General features: G+C 37.9%; 16 protein-coding genes. 6 read left to right on the top strand and 10 right to left on the bottom strand.

Annotation, left to right across the window (positions count from 1 at the left end; all coding sequences use genetic code 11):
• Positions 1-29: 29 nt before the first annotated feature.
• The 5 genes from B4D49_RS02200 to B4D49_RS02180 all read right to left on the bottom strand — a co-directional run bounded on the left by B4D49_RS02200 (position 30) and on the right by B4D49_RS02180 (position 5,748).
• Positions 30-1,283 carry a hypothetical protein gene (locus tag B4D49_RS02200; protein WP_286783060.1) on the bottom strand — a complete coding sequence of 418 codons (1,254 nt, stop codon included), beginning with the start codon at positions 1,281-1,283 and terminating at the stop codon, positions 30-32.
• A 210-nt stretch (positions 1,284-1,493) separates the two neighbouring features.
• Positions 1,494-2,516, bottom strand: coding sequence for an ArsR/SmtB family transcription factor (locus B4D49_RS02195; RefSeq protein WP_074564569.1), 1,023 nt, complete (start codon positions 2,514-2,516; stop codon positions 1,494-1,496).
• 20 nt (positions 2,517-2,536) lie between these two features.
• Entirely contained in the window at positions 2,537-3,457 is a 921-nt protein-coding gene (locus tag B4D49_RS02190) for a DMT family transporter (protein WP_286783059.1), read from the bottom strand.
• Positions 3,444-4,214 (bottom strand): DUF4931 domain-containing protein, encoded by a 771-nt coding sequence (locus B4D49_RS02185; protein WP_132870008.1) that lies wholly within the window; start codon positions 4,212-4,214, stop codon positions 3,444-3,446. The genes B4D49_RS02190 and B4D49_RS02185 overlap by 14 nt, the downstream gene beginning before the upstream one ends.
• A gap of 241 nt (positions 4,215-4,455) precedes the next feature.
• The gene (locus B4D49_RS02180; protein ID WP_286783058.1) at positions 4,456-5,748 is read right to left on the bottom strand and encodes an adenylosuccinate synthase; all 1,293 of its coding nucleotides are present in this window, start codon (positions 5,746-5,748) and stop codon (positions 4,456-4,458) included.
• A 411-nt stretch (positions 5,749-6,159) separates the two neighbouring features.
• Here B4D49_RS02180 and gshAB point away from each other — a divergent pair, with 411 nt between their 5' ends.
• The 5 genes from gshAB to dusB all read left to right on the top strand — a co-directional run bounded on the left by gshAB (position 6,160) and on the right by dusB (position 12,586).
• A complete protein-coding gene (gshAB, locus tag B4D49_RS02175) occupies positions 6,160-8,409 on the top strand; it encodes a bifunctional glutamate--cysteine ligase GshA/glutathione synthetase GshB (RefSeq protein WP_286783057.1) in 2,250 nt (749 codons plus the stop codon).
• 103 nt (positions 8,410-8,512) lie between these two features.
• Positions 8,513-9,331 (top strand): hypothetical protein, encoded by an 819-nt coding sequence (locus B4D49_RS02170; protein ID WP_199543576.1) that lies wholly within the window; start codon positions 8,513-8,515, stop codon positions 9,329-9,331.
• 26 nt (positions 9,332-9,357) lie between these two features.
• Positions 9,358-10,629: a toxic anion resistance protein gene (locus B4D49_RS02165; protein WP_074869506.1), complete on the top strand. Its 1,272-nt coding sequence runs from the start codon at positions 9,358-9,360 to the stop codon at positions 10,627-10,629.
• A 120-nt stretch (positions 10,630-10,749) separates the two neighbouring features.
• A complete protein-coding gene (gene hslO / locus B4D49_RS02160) occupies positions 10,750-11,616 on the top strand; it encodes an Hsp33 family molecular chaperone HslO (protein ID WP_074964930.1) in 867 nt (288 codons plus the stop codon).
• Positions 11,609-12,586 (top strand): tRNA dihydrouridine synthase DusB, encoded by a 978-nt coding sequence (gene dusB, locus B4D49_RS02155; protein ID WP_074482354.1) that lies wholly within the window; start codon positions 11,609-11,611, stop codon positions 12,584-12,586. Before hslO ends, dusB begins: the two co-directional genes overlap by 8 nt.
• A 77-nt stretch (positions 12,587-12,663) precedes the next feature.
• Here the strand turns inward: dusB and B4D49_RS02150 are convergent, their stop codons facing one another.
• Complete coding sequence (locus B4D49_RS02150; RefSeq protein ID WP_286783056.1) at positions 12,664-15,105, bottom strand: ATP-dependent Clp protease ATP-binding subunit; 2,442 nt, start codon at positions 15,103-15,105, stop codon at positions 12,664-12,666.
• A complete protein-coding gene (locus B4D49_RS02145; protein WP_074482352.1) occupies positions 15,102-15,563 on the bottom strand; it encodes a CtsR family transcriptional regulator in 462 nt (153 codons plus the stop codon). Before B4D49_RS02145 ends, B4D49_RS02150 begins: the two co-directional genes overlap by 4 nt.
• A gap of 260 nt (positions 15,564-15,823) precedes the next feature.
• Between B4D49_RS02145 and B4D49_RS02140 the strand changes: the two genes are divergently transcribed.
• Complete coding sequence (locus B4D49_RS02140; protein ID WP_132869020.1) at positions 15,824-16,288, top strand: COG2426 family protein; 465 nt, start codon at positions 15,824-15,826, stop codon at positions 16,286-16,288.
• Between the two features lie 95 nt (positions 16,289-16,383).
• Here B4D49_RS02140 and tsf read toward each other — a convergent pair whose 3' ends face one another.
• The 3 genes from tsf to B4D49_RS02125 form a co-directional block, all read right to left on the bottom strand.
• Positions 16,384-17,421, bottom strand: a complete 1,038-nt coding sequence (gene tsf / locus B4D49_RS02135; protein ID WP_074482350.1) for a translation elongation factor Ts — start codon at positions 17,419-17,421, stop codon at positions 16,384-16,386.
• Between the two features lie 109 nt (positions 17,422-17,530).
• The gene (gene rpsB, locus B4D49_RS02130; protein ID WP_132869019.1) at positions 17,531-18,298 is read right to left on the bottom strand and encodes a 30S ribosomal protein S2; all 768 of its coding nucleotides are present in this window, start codon (positions 18,296-18,298) and stop codon (positions 17,531-17,533) included.
• Positions 18,299-18,502: 204 nt separating this feature from the next.
• Positions 18,503-19,663 (bottom strand): hypothetical protein, encoded by a 1,161-nt coding sequence (locus B4D49_RS02125; RefSeq protein ID WP_286783055.1) that lies wholly within the window; start codon positions 19,661-19,663, stop codon positions 18,503-18,505.
• Positions 19,664-19,683: the final 20 nt, after the last annotated feature.

Here is a 19,683-nt window from a genome sequence, read left to right as displayed (position 1 = left end):
CTGGGAAAAACTTCTTCCCAGCAATAGTTTTAATGATTATCCTCGTTTTCTGAATCAAAAACTTGTTCGACATGTTCATGAATATCTTCTTTAATCTCATCTGTTTCAACCACAGATTCTTCACCCAACTGTTGGTATTCTACCTTGTCTTTCTTAGTAAATTGCTTATTATCGTCATATTTTTTAGAAATCAAAGAAATCATGCGGCGACGCAAATGTTTTTCGTCCTGCACATTACTTTTTTCACGAATCCAAGCTTGAAGCAAAACAACCAACATAACCAAACCAATGTAACCAAGCACAGGATACATGACAGAAACCAATTGTTTAAAGCCAAGGAAGGACAAGACATACCCAGTCACGACAAAGATAACCATGTAACGTTTAAATTGACCCTCACCTTTATTTTCAGAAAAGCGTTTAGCTAGAGCGTAATAAAGACTAAAGGCTGTGTTGAAAATAAGTCCAAATACGACAAGGGAATAAGCAAAAGCAAACCAAGGGTGGATTTCATTGGCAAGTACTAACATTGGAATATCTGCAGAAGCAATTTTCCCAACACTTACAAATAAAACAAGCGATGTTACGGCAATAATGACACCAACAATAGCTCCACCAAGAGTTCCACCTTTTTCAGCCACACCAATGCGGATAATAGAACCACCAAGTACAAAAGCCATTGACACTCCAGTCATGACACAAAGGGCAAAGTAATTAAGAACTGACAACCAAACATTTGGCATATTTGTCGGTAAGGATTTGGCTAGCGTATTGAGTTGTGCAAAATCAAATGAGTGTCCAATAAAGGTATGTCCCGCAATAATTAATACCATGACAATGACGATTGGGGTAAATATACCAATAATCTGAGTAATCTTCTCGAAATCAAGGAAACTAACAAAAATCACAAGGAGGGCACAGATTAAAGCTCCTAACCAAGTCGGTAATCCAAATTGTTGATTAAGGTTAGACCCCGCACCTGCTATCATGACAAAACCAATGACATAACAAGATACAATCAAGGCAATATCTAAAATCCAGTTCGTTATCGGGTGCGCTATTTTTGATAGAACCTCCGAGTGATCATTTGAACGATAATAACTACCAAAAGTCACGATAATACATCCAAAAATGGCGTTTAATAACCCTAAAACAACAACTCCGACCATTCCCCAGATACCAAAACTAACAAAGTATTGCATCAAATCTTGACCTGAAGAAAGCCCCGCACCTACGATAACACCAACGTAAGCAAGCGCAATTAAAATAATTCGTTTAACCATTTTTCCTCCTTTAGTTAATAAATCACTCTAACTAGGTTAACAAAAACAGATTAACACTAAATAACTTTCGTAACGCTAAATTGACAGTTGTTAATTTTTTCTTTCTTTTTTAACTTTTCTAACACAAGAAAAGCAAGCAGATTCTTTCACCCTTATTTTAACACAAAACCCTACTAGAACTGTGATTCTAGCAGGGGGTCCACCATAAAATTAGCGACTAGCATTATTATAAAAATTAGGAATCAAACTAAGAACTTTGTTGGTATTATAATAAAAAACACGCTTACCATCTCGGATTTTATTTACCAAACCAGCCTCTTTTAACAAAGTCAAATGATGAGAGATTGTTGGCTCACTGACACTTAAAATTTGCGATAAATTTTTGGTTGTCTTTTTTCCTTTATTTAAGTTAACTAGTATATCAATTCTCACCGGATCCGATAAAATTTTAAAAGTGTTGGCCATGACTTGTCGCGAAAAATTTCCTATATGTTGCGAATTAATATCATAAATGATGGTAATACCATTTTTAAGCCGATTTACTCTAACATGGGGCCAAGTCACAGAACTTGGAATGAAATATAACTTTTCTCCATTATCTAGCTTATAAACGTCATCTTCCTTAGTTTGAATCTTAATTGAATCATTATTCCAATAAATTTGATTGGAATCAATGGTGCTAATAAAATTTATAAATCCTTTTTCTGCAATATAATCCCTTTGTTTTTTGACATTATGGTTCAAAATATTAATCAAATTTGAATTCGAAACCAATTCTTTAAAATAGGTATCATGATATTCCCTCAAAAAAGAAAAAAGCTTCAAAAAAACCAAATTCTGATTGCACTTCAAATCATGTACTAACTCTGTGTTATCGAATTCCTTGAGTTCCTGAATCAAATCATCAACATTTTTGTTAAAAAAACTAGTTCCTAAATGAGATAGCTGCAGTTCTAGGCACTTATCTTCAAGAATCATCTCTTCCATAAAAAAGCTAGGAACAGCCTTCCTATAAAGTGGCGAAAAATACTTTAACTCAGCTAATGTTTTACAATCCATCTGTTTTCGAGTTTCAATAGCCCATGCGGTCATTAGACCATGCCCCTCAGGATTTAGCAAAACATGTAAACTACAAAAAAGCTCACTAAGAGGTGAAAAAATGCTACGACAATTATTATCCATCGAACGAATATTTTCCACTAATTGTTCTGAAAAATTGATTGTAATCGTCATTAACTGCCCCCTATGAAATCCTAAATTTTTCTCCTAGCTAAATTATTGACAACAATTGCCCCAATTGTTAAACAAGCTCCAAAAATTTCAATGGCTGAAATCCGGTAACCTAAAAAGACTTCTACCAAAAAAGTCACAATTGGCACCAAATTCATGAATAACGAACCATTCTGAGGTCCTAAAAACTTATTCCCAACATTCCACATCAAGACACTAATAACACCTGAAAAAATACTCATGTATAATAATTGCCCTTGAACAGATTGTAAATCAGATAAAGATGGAGCATTAGAAATATTCATTTTTGTTAGAATAATTATAACAAAAATCGAACTGATATTCCCAAATAAACAGCTTAAAGTCGTATATTTTAATGGTGACCAACTTGGATAATGACTAACACCGATTGTATAAAATACCCAAGCAAATACGCTTAAAAAAATTAAGATAATTGGTTTCAAAAGATTCTTTTCTTGTTGAAAAATAGAAATATTTCCTTTTGTAACAACTAAAAATACTCCTAAAAGAGAAACCAAAATCAAACTCAAAGTTAACCAACCTGGAAATTCTCTTTTATAAACCCATAAAACCAAAATAGAAACCATTGGAATTAAAGCCATTAACAAAGAGGCTAATATTGTTCCTTGAGTTCCTGCCATCTTTTGACCAGCAAAAACTAGAAAATTGTAAGCACAAAAAGCCATTGTTCCTAAAAAATAAATGCCAATCAATTGACTTTTGTTAACCGTAAAGCCACCTTTTCCCTCTCTCAAAAAAAGAATCACTGACAAAACAATTGCTACAATCAAATACCTTATTAAAGTAAACCAATATGGGTCTATTACATGTAAGGCACTTCCCGCAATTGGCCATTGAGCACCAAACATTACCCCTGCAATCAAACAACTACAAAAACCTGTTAAAAATTTATTTTTTGACATAATAACTCCTAAACTTCTTCAAAAACTCCTGCTTAATCTCTACCAATCTAGTCATATCATTCATTTGCGATACCTTATACCCTACATAATAAGGTGACACTACAAAGCGAGGAACAACTTTACACATGACTTTAGCTTTACTTCTGAAAAAGAAAAGATTATAAGAGCGACAATTTCCTAAAAAGTAGTCTTTAAGCAAATACATGACAACATTTTTAATAGCATCCGCAAAATAATCCAATTTATTCTGACTTGTGATGATATTAAATTCGCAGAAACCCATTATTGGCTCAGTTGATAAATTGATTTCAGCATGATAACTATCCTCTTCACATACAGTAAGCCCTTCAAAATTTTCAGTTTTTAAAGCTTCATAGACGTTTTGGGATTCAAATCCTACTATTTGCAGGTGAGGATGACGCAAACTACCGCCTGATAAAGGCCCATAATTTTTAAACATTGCCACGCTTTGAAATGTTTTCTGCGATTGCATGCTAGAAAATTTATCCATTGCATATCGAATCAACTGCCGATTATAGTCATAAGTATAATTTGAAATATCTCCCCAATGATCATCAGACTCGATAATAATCGTTTGATAAGTTTCCTCTAACGTTCGATATTTATTTTCCAACCAAATCATTGCTCCATTTTGATCAAGAATATTTGTCAACTGATGAACCTGACAAAATGGACAATCACTACTATCATCAGGCTTTTCTTTTGCAATTTTAGGATTAAAAATCAATGGTTTCATAATCTCCCTCCTTTTAACTGTAAATTATACTGAATCACTCCTCCCATTCCAATCTATTGTGATTTTTTGAAATCGTTAATCACTGAACATATAGAACCAATTATACAAAAGACCAATTTTACTAAGTAAAGTCAGCAAATCCATTTCAGATTTATCAAATCGTTAATTTAGAAAATCACTAAAAAAACCACTGAATACAAAGATTCAGCGGTTTGCTATATTTATAACCTAAAAATTCTTCTTAGATATTTGCCCAAACTGATTCGAGAATGTTAGTTTGGTCACGGTCTGGTCCAACTGAGAATGTTGAAATGCGTACGCCAACAAGCTCACCAACACGGCGAACGTAGTTGCGAGCATTTTCTGGAAGTTCATCTAGGCTATGGCAACCTGTGATGTCTTCTGACCAACCTGGTAATTCTTCATAGATTGGTTTACAACGTTTCAATTGTTCAAGACTTGCTGGGTAGTGGTCGATACGTTGACCATCAAGGTCGTATGCCACACAGATTTTAACAGTATCAAGGCCAGAAAGGACGTCGATTGAGTTAAGTGACAAGTTTGTGATACCAGATACACGACGGCTGTGACGCATAACAACTGAGTCAAACCAACCAACACGACGTGGACGTCCAGTTGTTGTACCATATTCGTGACCAACTTCACGGATACGATCTCCAACTTCATCTAGAAGTTCAGTTGGGAATGGTCCATCACCAACACGACTTGTGTAAGCTTTACATACACCAACAACTTTGTTGATTTTACTTGGACCAACACCAGAACCAATAGTTACGCCACCAGCAACTGGGTTTGAAGATGTAACAAATGGATATGTACCTTGGTCGATATCAAGCATAACACCTTGTGCACCTTCAAAGAGGACACGTTTACCAGCGTCAAGAGCGTCATTTAAGATAACAGATGTGTCTGTTACATAGTCTTTAATTTGTTGACCATATTCATAGTATTCTTCAAAGATATCTTCAAATTTGATTGGTTCGCATTCGTACATTTTTTCGAAAAGACGATTCTTTTCTTCCAAGTTCACGCGCAAACGTTCTGCAAAGATGTCTTTGTCCAAAAGGTCAGCAATTCGGATACCAACACGCGCTGCTTTATCCATGTAAGCAGGGCCGATACCTTTGTTTGTTGTCCCAATTTTGTTATCACCTTTAGAAGATTCTTGCAAACGGTCAAGTTTGATGTGATATGGCAAAATAACGTGTGCACGGTCTGAAATACGAAGACTGTCTGTCTTAATACCTTCATCGTGCAAGTATTTCAATTCAGTTACCAATGATTTTGGATTAACAACTACACCATTTCCGATAACTGAGATTTTCTCTGGGAAGAAAATACCTGATGGAATCAAATGCAATTTGAATTTTTTACCGTCGATAACGATAGTGTGTCCTGCATTATCTCCACCTTGATAACGTGCAATCACTTCTGCATCTTGTGACAAGAAGTCAGTGATTTTACCTTTACCTTCATCACCCCATTGGGTACCAACAACTACTACTGATGTCATATTCTGTTCGATATTGATACGAAATCACCTAGCGAGCAAATAAAAACGATACTAACTTATCCAGCCTGTCGTCTCCATCTCCAAGCTAAAATTCGTATCTTCGTCCTTTCTCTACAACTTGGCAGGAATCTCACCTGCGAGTTTGTCTTACAATTTATTATATGACTTTTCTGCTTTTTTTTCAATATTTCACGGTAAAATATTATTTTTTCCGAACTTTTTTTGAAAAAGGGGCTAAATATGACAGTTTTCCTAACATAGTCTCAATTTTCTAAAAATTCTTAAACTTTTTGTACAAAAGTATAGCAATTCTTTGCATTTTCATAAACTTTTCCATAGAATAGGTATACATTACATACAATGGTAGAATTTGCCATAATAATAATTGAAAATCAACGGAGATACATAGATATGAACATCAATAGTTTATTACAAGATTCGTCTAAACATTTACCAATCTTGCAAGCAACTTTTGGTTTAGAAAGAGAAAGCTTGCGGATTAATCAGCAAGGCAAAATTGCTCAAACAAGCCACCCAACCTGTCTTGGAAGTCGTTCTTTTCACCCTTATATTCAGACAGATTATAGTGAAGCTCAGCTGGAACTCATTACTCCTATCGGGCAGTCAACCAAAGATGCCCTACGTTTTTTAGGAGCCATTACAGACGTTGCAGGGCGCTCGATTGATAAGGATGAATACCTCTGGCCTTTATCAATGCCACCTCAAGTCAGTGAAGATGAGATTCACATTGCTCAATTAGAAGATGATTGGGAGCGTCATTATCGTAAACATCTAGCTAAGGTTTATGGCAAAAAATTACAATCTATGTCTGGCATTCATTACAATATGGAGCTGGGAAAAGATTTGGTCGCTGCGCTTTTCCAACAAAGCGGCTATGATTCGCTCATCACCTTTAAAAACGACCTTTATCTAAAATTAGCTCAAAATTTCTTGCGTTATCGTTGGCTTCTAACCTATCTTTACGGAGCTTCGCCAATCGCTGAACAAAGATTTTTAAGTCACAAATTAGCTCAACCTGTTCGGTCTATTCGAAATAGTCAGTTTGGTTATGTGAACCACAAAAATATTCAAGTTTCTTATCAAAGTCTTGAAAAATATATTACTGATATCGAGCATTACGTAACTTCTGGTCAGCTTATTGCTGAAAAGGAATTTTATTCTGCTATTCGCCTACGTGGTAGCAAGCACATCCATGATTATATCGCACAAGGCGTTACTTACCTTGAACTACGCTGCTTTGACCTTAATCCTTTTGATCATCACGGAATCACCCAAGAAACACTTGATACTGTTCATCTTTTCGTTCTTGCTCTTCTCTGGCTTGATAGTAGCTCTGCTATTGACCAAGATATCGCTAAAGCTACTGAGCTTAATAATGTCATTGCTCTTAGCCACCCGCTTGAAAAATTACCACAAGAAGCACCTATTTCAGAAATCTTATCAGCTATGCAAGGCGTGATTGAACATTTTGACTTGCCATCTTATTACCAAGAATTGTTAAATCATGTCAAAGAACAAATCAAGAATCCTGAATTAACTATTGGAGGACGTTTACTAGAAAAAATTGATAATCTTTCATTAGAAACATTTGGTCAAAAACAAGGACAAGCTTTCCACGAGTATGCCCTTAAAGCTCCCTATGCTCTTAAAGGGTATGAATCAATGGAACTCTCTACTCAAATGTTAATGTTTGACGCTATCCAAAAAGGCCTTCACCTGGAAATCCTTGATGAGAATGATCAATTTATTAAATTATGGCATGGCGATCATATTGAATACGTTAAAAATGCCAATATGACTGCTAAGGACAGCTACATTACACCACTTATTATGGAAAATAAAGTGGTTACTAAAAAACTCCTCGCTCAAGCAGGTTTTCCTGTTCCAGCTGGCCAAGAATTCAGCGATAAAGACAGTGCGCTCCGCTATTTCTCACAAATCAAAAATAAAGCTATCGTCGTTAAACCTAAATCAACTAACTTCGGTCTGGGAATTTCTATTTTTAAAGAACCAGCTGAACTGACAGCGTATCAAAAAGCCTTAGATATTGCATTTTCTGAAGATGATACCGTCTTAGTTGAAAACTTTATCGCAGGTACCGAATACCGTTTCTTCGTTCTTGATGGCAAATGTGAAGCTATTGTCTTGCGCGTGGCAGCAAATGTCGTTGGCGATGGCAAACACACCATTGCCCAATTGGTAGAACTCAAAAACCAGAGTCCTCTTCGGGGCCGCGGTCACCGCTCACCACTTGAAATCATTGACTTAGGAGCTGTCGAGCGTCTCATGTTAGAACAACAAGGTTACACTCCTGATGATATCCCAGCAAATGGTGTCAAAGTTGATTTACGCCGTAACTCTAACATTTCAACTGGTGGCGATTCAATTGATGTTACTGACATCATGCCATCAGATTATAAAGAATTAGCCGCCAAAATGGCTAGCGCTGTTGGAGCTTGGGTCTGCGGAGTTGATTTGATTATCCCAGATAAAACCTTACCAGCTAGCAAAGAAACACCAAATTGTGCTTGTATCGAATTGAACTTTAACCCTGCCATTTACCTTCACACTTACTGTCATGAAGGACCTGGACAAGCCCTCACACCTAAAATTCTAGCCAAACTTTTCCCAGAACTTTAAGCTCAAAAATAATCTTCGTCAAAGTACAGTCATCGCTTGTCATTATTCCCCTTTTTGCGATAAAATAAATACAATCTTAGATAGAAATGGATTGAATGAGTTTATGTCAAGACCTAGAAATAGCGCCGGAGGATTAATCACTATTATTATTGGCGTTATCCTGCTTATCGCTTTACTCGAAAGCTTACTTGAAGTTATTATCCCAATTGCCCTTATCGGTGGTATTGGATTTGGCGTTTATTATTTGGCGACCAAGCAATCACGCTTAGAAAAAGTAAATACCAAACAACGTCTTCAAGACTTAAAAGATAATATTCGCGTCGCTGATCGTCAGTCAAAACTTCTAGACAATTACCTCGATGAAAAAAACTACACACAATATGTCGTTGTGGCGCGCCAGCTATTGCCACAAATTCGTCATATTAAAAGTGAAGTTACTGACCTTAAGGCTAAAATGGACCTCAAAATCTATAAACGTGTCCTTAAAAAAGCCGAATCAGTCGAAAATGATATTCTCTTGCAACTGGATAAATTGGATATCTCTCCAACGACAGCAAGTGCTTCTAAGGAAGAAACAGATTTGCTAAAACTTGCTCCAGAGTTGGCTCATCTTTATAACAACATTCAGCAAGATCACCTTACCATTTTGAAAAAAATTGAAAAAGCTGATAACCGTGAAGAGCTTGCTGCTCTGCATGAAGCTGATATGGAACGATTCCATGATATTTTAGATGGCTACCTCAAAATCAAAAGAGCTCCTAAGAATTACTACAATGCTGAGGAGCGCCTAGCAAAAGCAAAAGCTGCTATGGAAAAATTTGATTTGGCACTTGATGAGACCCTTAGAAAACTTAACGAAAGCGACTTGAAAGACTTTGACATTAGCCTACGCATGATGGCTGATGACGATACTAATTTGTAATTTAGCTCTGACAAAGGAGATTATTTATGGCTGATACATTTAATTTTGACATTGATAAAATCGCTGATAATGCTATTACAAAAACTGACAAAACAACAGAAATTATCGTAGCAACTGACACCGCCTCAACTGGACAAGTCTCTTTTTACGATAAGTTGACTCCTGAACAACAAACTGCTATTACCGCTAAAGCGCCAGCTTTGGTTGATAATTTTGTTGCTGACCAGAATGCACTGCTTGATTTTGGAACATCTGCTGTTGAAGAAGTTAACACGACTGTCAATCGCATTTTGGCAGAACAAAAGAAACTGGAAATTCCGCAAGTTGATGACCTGCTCAAAAATGCTAACCGTGAATTGAATGGCTTCATTGCTAAATATAAAGATGCTACACCTGCTGAGCTTGAAAAGAAACCGAATTTCTTCCAAAAACTTTTCAAACAAAGTAAAAATAGCTTGCAAGAATTCTACTTTGATTCACAAAATATTGAACAAAAAATGGATGGCATGGCTGCCGCTGTTGTTAAACAAGAAGAAACCTTAGCACGCAACATCGTCTCTGCTGAGATGCTGATTGAAGATAATAACAAATCGATTGAAAACCTTGTCGGTGTGATTGCTTTTATCGAAGCTTCTCAAACAGAAAGTGCTAACCGCGCACAAGCCCTTCAAAATGAACTGGCAACACTAGATAGTGCAACACCAGAATATCAAACAAAATCTGACGAACTAGCTCGCATGACTGAAGTTATCAACACACTGGAACAACAGCACACTGAATACCTCAGTCGCCTTTACGTGGCTTGGACAACAACGCCTCAAATGCGTAACATGGTCAAAGTGTCATCAGACATGCGCCAAAAACTTGGTATGCTTCGTCGCAACACCATTCCGACAATGAAATTGTCAATTGCCCAGCTCGGCATTTTGCAACAATCAGTTAAATCTGGTGTGACTGCTGATGCCATTGTCAATGCTAATAACGCTGCTCTTCAAATGCTTGCTGAGACTAGCAAGGAAGCTATCCCTATGCTGGAACGCACTGCTCAAAGCCCAACGGTTTCTATCCAGTCTGTCACAGCTCTTGCTGAAAGCCTCGTTGAACAAAATAACGGCATTATCGCCGCTATTGACAACGGTCGTAAACAACGTGCCCAACTCGAAGCAGCTGTCGTCAAATCCGCAGAAACCATTAACGACTCTGTCAAAATCCGTGACCAAAAAATCGTCGAAGCCCTTCTTAACGAAGGCAAAGAAAGCCAAGAAGAAGTCGAAAGAACAGACATTACAGAAGAATAATAATAGTAGTAAAAAGGCGAGAATCCTCGCCTTTTTTATCTTCTTACTTTTCACTAGATGATTACGCTTTAACAGCCACAATACTAGCCCATCAAATTTGCTTTGTGTTATAATATTCTTATGGATAAACTTATAAAATCAATTTCAAAATCTGGTTCTTTCCGTGCTTATGTGCTTGATAGCACTGAGACTGTCAGAACTGCTCAAGAAAAACATCAAACACTTTCTAGCTCTACAGTTGCTCTAGGTAGAACGCTTATTGCCAATCAAATCCTAGCTGCCAATCAGAAAGGAGACAGCAAAGTAACCGTCAAAGTCATTGGTGATAGCTCATTTGGCCACATTATCTCTGTGGCTGATACTAAAGGACATGTTAAGGGCTATATTCAAAATACTGGTATCGATGTTAAAAAAACTGCTACTGGCGAAGTCATGGTTGGTCCATTCATGGGACATGGTCAATTCGTTGTCATTACTGACTATGGTACAGGTAATCCTTACACATCTTCAACACCACTTGTCTCAGGTGAAATCGGTGAAGATTTGGCTTTTTATTTGACTGAATCTGAACAAACACCTTCTGCCGTTGGACTTAATGTCCTTCTTGACGACGAAGATAAAGTCGAAGTTGCTGGTGGCTTTATGTTGCAAGTTCTTCCAGGTGCATCTGAAGAAGAAATCAACCGCTACGAAAAACGTATCCAAGAAATGCCTGCCATTTCAAAACTCTTGGAATCTGACGACCACATTGAAGCTCTTCTAAAAGCTATCTACGGCGAAGACGAATATAAAGTTCTTGCTGAAGATGAAATTGGCTTTAACTGTGACTGTTCACGTGAACGTTTTGAAGCTGCTCTTGTCACTCTTGGCAAAGACGAGCTTAAAGCTATGAAAGACGAAGACCACGGTGCTGAAATCACTTGCCAATTCTGTGGTAAAACTTACAACTTCACTGAAGATGACTTGGAGGAATTAATCAATGACTAAACTCAGCTCATCATTTATGATTGGTGATGTTGAAATTCCTCACCGTACGGTTCTAGCACCCATGGCAGGGGTGACAAACTCTGCTTTTCGTACTATTGCCAAAGAATTCGGAGCTGGCTTAGTCGTAATGGAGATGATTTCCGAAAAAGGTCTCCTTTACAATAACGAAAAAACCCTTCACATGCTTCACATTGATGAAACTGAACATCCAATGTCTATCCAATTATTTGGTGGAGACGCGGATGGTTTGAAACGTGCAGCTGAGTATATTCAAGAAAATACAAAAGCTGACATCGTTGACATCAATATGGGCTGTCCTGTCAATAAAGTTGTCAAAAATGAAGCAGGAGCAAAATGGCTTAAAGACCCTGATAAGATTTATCATATCATCGATGAAGTCACTTCTGTTCTTGATATTCCACTAACTGTTAAGATGCGTACAGGCTGGTCAGACAGCGAACTTGCTGTTGAAAACGCATTGGCTGCTGAATCAGCTGGTGTGTCTGCCCTTGCTATGCACGGACGTACTCGTGAACAAATGTATACTGGTAAATGTGACCATGAAACACTTGCTCGCGTCTCAAAAGCCATCACTAAAATTCCATTTATCGGAAATGGTGACGTGCGCAGCGTTCACGATGCTAAGTACATGATTGAAGAAATCGGTGTTGATGCTGTTATGGTTGGACGCGCAGCCATGAACAACCCATACATCTTCACTCAAATCAATCATTATTTTGAAACTGGTGAAGAGTTACCAGATCTTCCATTTGCCAAAAAATTGGACATCGCAGAAGATCACCTCAAACGTCTCATTGACCTCAAAGGTGAAAAAATCGCTGTCCGTGAATTCCGTGGTCTAGCTCCACATTACCTACGTGGTACTGCTGGCGCAGCTAAAATCCGCGGAGCTGTTTCACGCGCAGAAACTATCGACGAAGTCAAAGAAATCTTTAACAGTTTGCGATGAGAAAAAAATCCCAGAAACTTTCTCAGGGATTATCTAAAAACAAAACCCCTACTGGTTTACCAGCAGGGGTTATTTTATTAAGCAATATCAAATTTGAGTTGTCCTTTAGAAACACCAATTTTAAGGGTATTTCCACTTGCTAGGTCGCCTGCTAGGATAAGCTCTGATAATTTATCTTCAACTTTATCTTGGAGAGTACGACGAAGTGGACGAGCTCCCATTTCTGGGTCATATCCAGCCTCAGCAAGATATTTAAGTGCTGATGGTTGGAATTTAAGCGTAATATCTTTTTCAGCTAAGGTTGCAACCAATGGTTTAACCATGATTTTAACCACGTCACGCATATTTTCTTGTGTCAAGTGGTGGAAGACAACCTTTTCATCAATACGGTTGATAAATTCTGGACGATAAGCTTTCTTAAGTTCTTCCATGATACGTTTTTGCATAGCATCATAATCATGAGCCATATCACGCGCACCAAATCCAACAGTTTTATCATCACGAAGAGCTGTCGCACCAAGGTTTGACGTCATGATAATAATCGTATTTGAGAAATCAACTTTACGACCACGACTATCTGTCAACACACCATCATCCAAAACTTGAAGAAGGACGTTGAAAATATCTAGATGAGCTTTTTCAACTTCATCGAAAAGAAGGACTGAATAAGGTTTGTTACGAACTTTTTCAGTCAATTCGCCACCCTCTTCATAACCAACGTATCCTGGAGGAGCTCCGTTAAGACGACTAGCCGCAAATTTTTCCATGTACTCAGACATATCAAAACGAATAAGTGCTGATTCATCATCAAAGAGAAGTTCAGCCAAAGCTTTAGCTAATTCAGTCTTACCAACACCAGTAGGTCCCAAGAACATGAATGACCCAATTGGACGTTTTCCTGTGCGGATACCTGCTTGATTACGACGGATTGCTCGGCTAATCGCTGAAATAGCAGCATCTTGACCAATCACACGCTTGTGAAGCTCTTTTTCAAGCGTCAAATATTTCTTGCTGTCAGCCTGTGTCATTTTCTCAACAGGAATACCTGACAAACGACTAAGTGTTGCCATGATATCATCTTCAGTCACAGCTGTTGGTTTACGTGTCACTTTCTTACGTGACTCTTTAAGCAATTTTGTAGCTAATTTGAAATCACCTTCTAAAATAGCTTTATCTGCAGCTGTAAGAGCTTCTGGGGCTTCTTTTTTAACCAAACCTTGAACAGTTGCACTAGCTTCATCAAGCAAATCAATAGCTGAATCTGGTAGATTTTTACTTGTCAAATAACGGTGTGCAGCTTTAACAGCCGTCAACACAGCTTGATCAGAAATCGTCACATTATGGAAAGTTTCGTAAGATTTCTTAAGCCCAAGTAAAATTTGATAAGCATCTTCAACACTTGGTTCTTCGATGGTGATTTTAGCAAAACGACGAGAAAGCGCAGCATCTTTTTCAATATGCTTTTGATATTCTTCTTGAGTTGTCGCACCAACCATGTGAAGTGTCCCACGTGCAAGAGCTGGTTTTAAAATATTAGCAGCATCTAAAGTACTATCAATTCCAGAACCAGATCCCATAATAGTGTGCACTTCATCGATGAATAAAATGATGTGACCATCTTCTTCAATATCAGAGATGATTTGATTCATGCGTTCTTCGAAGTCACCGCGGAAACGCGTACCAGCCACAACACTCATCATATCAAGTTCTAGAACACGCATGTCTTGAAGTTCGTATGGAATCTCACCATCAATAATTCGTTGTGCCAAACCATAAGCAAGAGCTGTTTTACCAACACCAGCTTCACCGACCAAGACAGGGTTGTTTTTAGTTTTACGGCTAAGGACTTGAACCATACGTGAAATTTCTTTATCACGACCAATAACTGGTTCTAATTTCCCTTGACGAGCCATTTCAGTCAGATCACGTGTGAAATCAGATAATTCTCCCGCTGTTGACTGAGGTTTCATCATTTCAGAAAAAGCTCCGCCCATTGATGCCTTTTTCGGTTTGCGAAGGTCATGGATAGCTTTGATTTTTTCTTTAGTAAATCCTGCATTACGTCCTAAGCTCTTACGTAAGTCAAGTAAACGTGCTGAATCACCGTCTTCTTTATTTTTAAACCCTGCAACTTCTAATAAACGAGTGGCAAATAGATCTAAATTAAGCAACATCGCATAAAGAACATGTTCTGTCCCAACTTCTGTGCCACCAGTCACTTTGCAAATAGATTCTGCAAAAGCTAACACATCTTTAAGAGCCTTTGATTGCTCCAAAAATTGAACATTTTTTACATCACTCAAAGGTGATTTTCCAAGTGCCAATACCGCTGCTGCTTCATACTCTTCGTAAGCAATCTTATTTTGGTATTCAGCAAATGTTAATCCTGCCACTGAATCATGAACAGCTACCATGGCTAAAAGTACATGCCAACTTTCTAGATATGGGCTTTCAAATCGTGCCGCCTGGTACTGGGCGATACTGAAAACCTCCTGCATTTTCATTGAATATTCACTCATAAATGGAATCCTTTTCTATCTAATCTTTGTAAGATTTTTCGCAACATACGTGCTCGAATGGCTGGAGCATCTTTGCCTAAAACATCATCAGTAGCTGTTGCTAAAATCAGATTTCCTTCACGTTCACTAATAATTTTTTCATCAAAAAGTAATTGAATCAAATCCGTAAAGACTTGCTCACTAATTCGTTCACCGATATTTGCCATAAGATTGTCAAACATTTGGTGTTGATCTGAAAAACGCACTCTAGCAATGCGAATATAGCCACCGCCACCACGCTTACTTTCGACTGTATAGCCACGACTTTCTGTAAAACGTGTTTTTATCACATAGTTAATTTGGCTAGGAACAACTTGAAAGGCATCTGCCAAGTTTGACCGCTTAATCTCAGCAATACCTGATTGGGCAAGTAATTGCTTGATGTATTCTTCAATACTATCAGATGTATTTTTTGCCATTAGCTTCCTCCTTTTCAAGATTAAAGACCATTTCAAGATGGACTCTCTTTGACTATAACTGACTATCATTATAACAAAAATATCACTATTTATAAACGAAAATACACCAAATGAGCCTTCCTAACAAGCTTTTCTCGTGCTTTATAACCGACAACGGTTTCATTTTATCAACAGTATTTTCCATTACAACAGATTTTAGTTGTCTTTGCCTAAGAGATAAGATACAATTAACTTTGTAACAAATGAAAGGTTTCAAGTAAATGAACTATATTATTACATTTTTGATTGCTATGGTACCACTCGTTGAACTTCGTGGTGCTGTACCCTATGCTATTGCAACTGGTATTCCAATGTGGCAAGCACTCGTTATCGGTGTTGTCGCGAACATGCTTCCCGTACCAATTATCTTCTTCTTTGCACGTCGTGTCTTAGAATGGGGTGCTGATAAACCTATTATTGGTGGTTTCTTTACTTGGTGCTTGAAAAAAGGTCACAAAGGTGGGAAAAAACTTGCCGATACCGCTGGGGACAAAGGTGTCTTTATCGCGCTTCTTCTCTTTGTAGGTATTCCAATTCCTGGTACAGGAGCCTGGACAGGTACACTTGCTGCTTCAATCCTTGACTGGGACTTCAAACGTAGTGTCATAGCGGTTATGCTAGGCGTTATCCTTGCTGGATTAATCATGGGAACATTGACTGTTCTCGGATTAGGTGCTTTATCTTAAGAACTTACAAAATGGAGGCTGGGACACCCAACCTCTTTATTTATAACAAAAAAGAAGACCACTTAGTGATCTTCTTTTAATTTAGCAAGCTATTCTTATTTGTTAAGAGCTGCTGCCATTGTAGCTGCAACTTCTGATTCAAAGTCGTTAGCTGCTTTTTCGATACCTTCACCAACTTCGAAACGTGCGAAAGTAACAACTTTTGCGTTTACTGAATCAAGGAATTGTTCAACAGTTTTGCTGTCGTCCATGATGTAAACTTGTGCAAGAAGTGTGTATTGTTGGTCAACTTTAGTGTTGTCAAGCATGAAGCGAGCCATTTTACCAGGGATGATTTTATCCCAGATTTTTTCTGGTTTACCTTCTGCTTTAAGTTCTGCTTTGATATCTTCTTCAGCTTGTGCGATTACTTCATCAGACAATTGTGATTTAGAACCGAATTTCAAGTGTGGAAGAGCTGGTTTGTTAACCATTGCACGTGATTCGTTATCAAGATCGATTTTGTGGTTCATTTGAGCCAATTCATCGTGGATGAATTGTTCGTCAAGTTCTTTGTATGAAAGAACTGTTGGTTTCATAGCTGCAACGTGCATTGAAACTTGTTTTGCAAGAGCTTCGTCGCCACCTTCAAGAACAGTGATAACACCGATACGTCCACCGTTGTGTTGATATGCACCGAAGTGTTGTTCATCAGTTTTTTCGATAACTTCGAAACGACGGAATGAAATTTTTTCACCGATAGTTGCTGTAGCGTTAACGTAAGCTGCTTCCAAAGTTTCACCTGAAGCCAAAGTAACTTTAAGTGCTTCTTCGTTGTTAGCAGGTTTTTGTTCAGCAATAGCTTTAGCTGTTTCTTTAACCAATTCAACGAATTGTGCGTTTTGAGCAACGAAGTCAGTTTCAGCGTTAACTTCAACAACTGCTGCAACGTTACCGTCAACGTAAGTACCAGTCAAACCTTCAGCAGCAACGCGGTCAGCTTTTTTAGCTGCTTTAGCCATACCTTTTTCACGAAGCAATTCAATTGCTTTTTCCATGTCACCGTCAGTTTCAACAAGTGCTTTTTTAGCGTCCATGACACCAGCACCTGATTTTTCACGCAATTCTTTTACTTGAGCTGCAGTAATTGCCATTTTTATGTCCTCCAGGATTTTTTTGTTTACCAAATAATAAAAACGAGACAGAGCGGTTTGCTTTCTGCCCCGTTTTAAAGCATATCAAAGACTGTTAAGCCTCTAAATCTTATTCGTTGTCGCCTTCTACAACTTCAACGATTTCTTCGATTGAATCAGCTTGTGCTTCTGCTGCAAAATCAGCGTCAGCATCTTCACCTTGGCGTCCTTCGATAACAGCGTCAGCCAATTTAGAAGTGATCAATTTAACGGCGCGGATAGCGTCATCGTTAGCTGGGATGATAACATCGATGTCATCTGGATCAGCGTTAGTATCAACCATAGCTACTACAGGGATACCAAGTTTTTTAGCTTCTTTAACAGCGATTTGTTCTTTGTGTGGGTCAACAATGTACATTACGTCTGGAATACGTGGCATATCTTCGATACCGCCCAAGAATTTTTCAAGACGAGCACGTTGTTTGTTAAGAAGAGCAACTTCTTTCTTAGGAAGAACTTCAAAAGTTCCATCTTCTTCCATACGTTTGATTTCTTTCAAACGAGCGATACGTTTTTGGATAGTATCCCAGTTTGTAAGAGTTCCACCCAACCAACGGTGGTTGATGTAGAATTGACCTGCACGTTCTGCTTCTTCTTTAACAGCGTCAGCAGCTTGTTTTTTAGTACCAACAAACAAGATTACAGCGTCGTTTGCAGCTGCATCACGAACGAATTCGTAAGCTGCGTCAGCCATTTTTACAGTTTGTTGAAGGTCGATAACGTGGATACCGTTACGTTCTGTGAAGATGTATTTAGCCATCTTAGGGTTCCAGCGACGAGTTTGGTGACCGAAGTGAACACCAGCTTCAAGAAGTTGTTTCATTGAAATTACTGCCATGAGTAGTTTCTCCTTTATAAAATGTTTTTTTCCTCTTCCAGACTTCATCTTGCAAACCCACTCAAAAAGAGCAACAGATCCACAATACATCCAGAATGAGTATTTGTTGCATAATACAACTATTATAGTTTACCATAAAAGCCCCATTTTGACAAGTCAAATGCGACTTTAAAAAAGCTTTTCTTTAAAGTATTTTGGCACTACTTATTTCTTAGAGTAGGTACTCTTCGTATCCAAATTACTCAAATCAGCAACACCATTTTTAACCCAAAAACTCTGAGGAATTAACATATTATCTTTCAAGGTAAATCCAAATCTTAACTTACTGCCATTTGGATCTACACCGCCAACTCCTGACATACCAAAGCCACTCACATCTCCTCCGACGAATTCATAGGTATTTTCGGCAATTTTTTTAACTCGCTGAATACCCCCACTGGAACTACTATTATTATCATATTCTGAATAGAAGCTTCCATCACCATGAACACTAATTTTATAGGGATGAAAACCATCTGAATTAAAGTTCGCTTCCCAAGTTCCAATTAATTCACTAGGTAGCAAAAGACACTCACCAACAACAAGGTCAGATAGTGATTTTGAAGGTGAAGGATTAGTAAGAGGAGCAGAATATAATTCAAAACTATGCCAGTCTAATTGTTCAACATCAAGAAGCAAATCATCTGCTTTTCCAAACACTTCACTAGGGTTTGAGCTTGGAATTTTAAACCCACTCTGTTCATCAATAATAATTGCTTCTGAATTATCATCTTGTAATTGATACAAAATACCTGTGGCATCTCCTGAGGCAGGTGACCAGTTAAACGTTAAAACTGTACCATCTGTGTACAGATTATGAGATGCTCTGGCAGAGCCTGAACCAACGTAACTTTCTGCTAATAGAGTTGGAGAGTCTCCATCTTTCAAGTAATAAGTGGCATTCAAATAAATTGAACCATCACTCTGACTTGTGCCGATAAGCATTTCCTCTTGACCATTACCATCTATATCATAAAATGTGTAATATTCTTTATCTATAGAATTAACAGCATTCTCAAGAGCATTAATATCCTTTGGAATTGTCACCTGATTTAATAATATATAATAATCTCCATCTGTTCCATTATTAATTCTAAAATCAGATATTATCTGATAATCATCAAAGACTACTTGGTACTGCTCCTTAGCCATTGCCAGATGTTCTTCCTCTGACAACTCTTGTTCTACAGAAGATGTTGCTGAGCTACTCTCCTCGACTACATTACTTGTAGAAGAACTATCGCTTATAGATTTTGTCTGTCGAGAACAAGCAACTAACAAAAAAATAGTAAGTGTAACCAAGAAAACTTTTTTACCTCGTTTCATAACTCTCCTCTTTCAAAAAG

Source organism: Streptococcus sp. UBA4344, assembly GCF_002393675.1.
Classification (GTDB): domain Bacteria; phylum Bacillota; class Bacilli; order Lactobacillales; family Streptococcaceae; genus Streptococcus; species Streptococcus vicugnae.
This window is presented reverse-complemented; position numbering and strand designations above follow the sequence as displayed.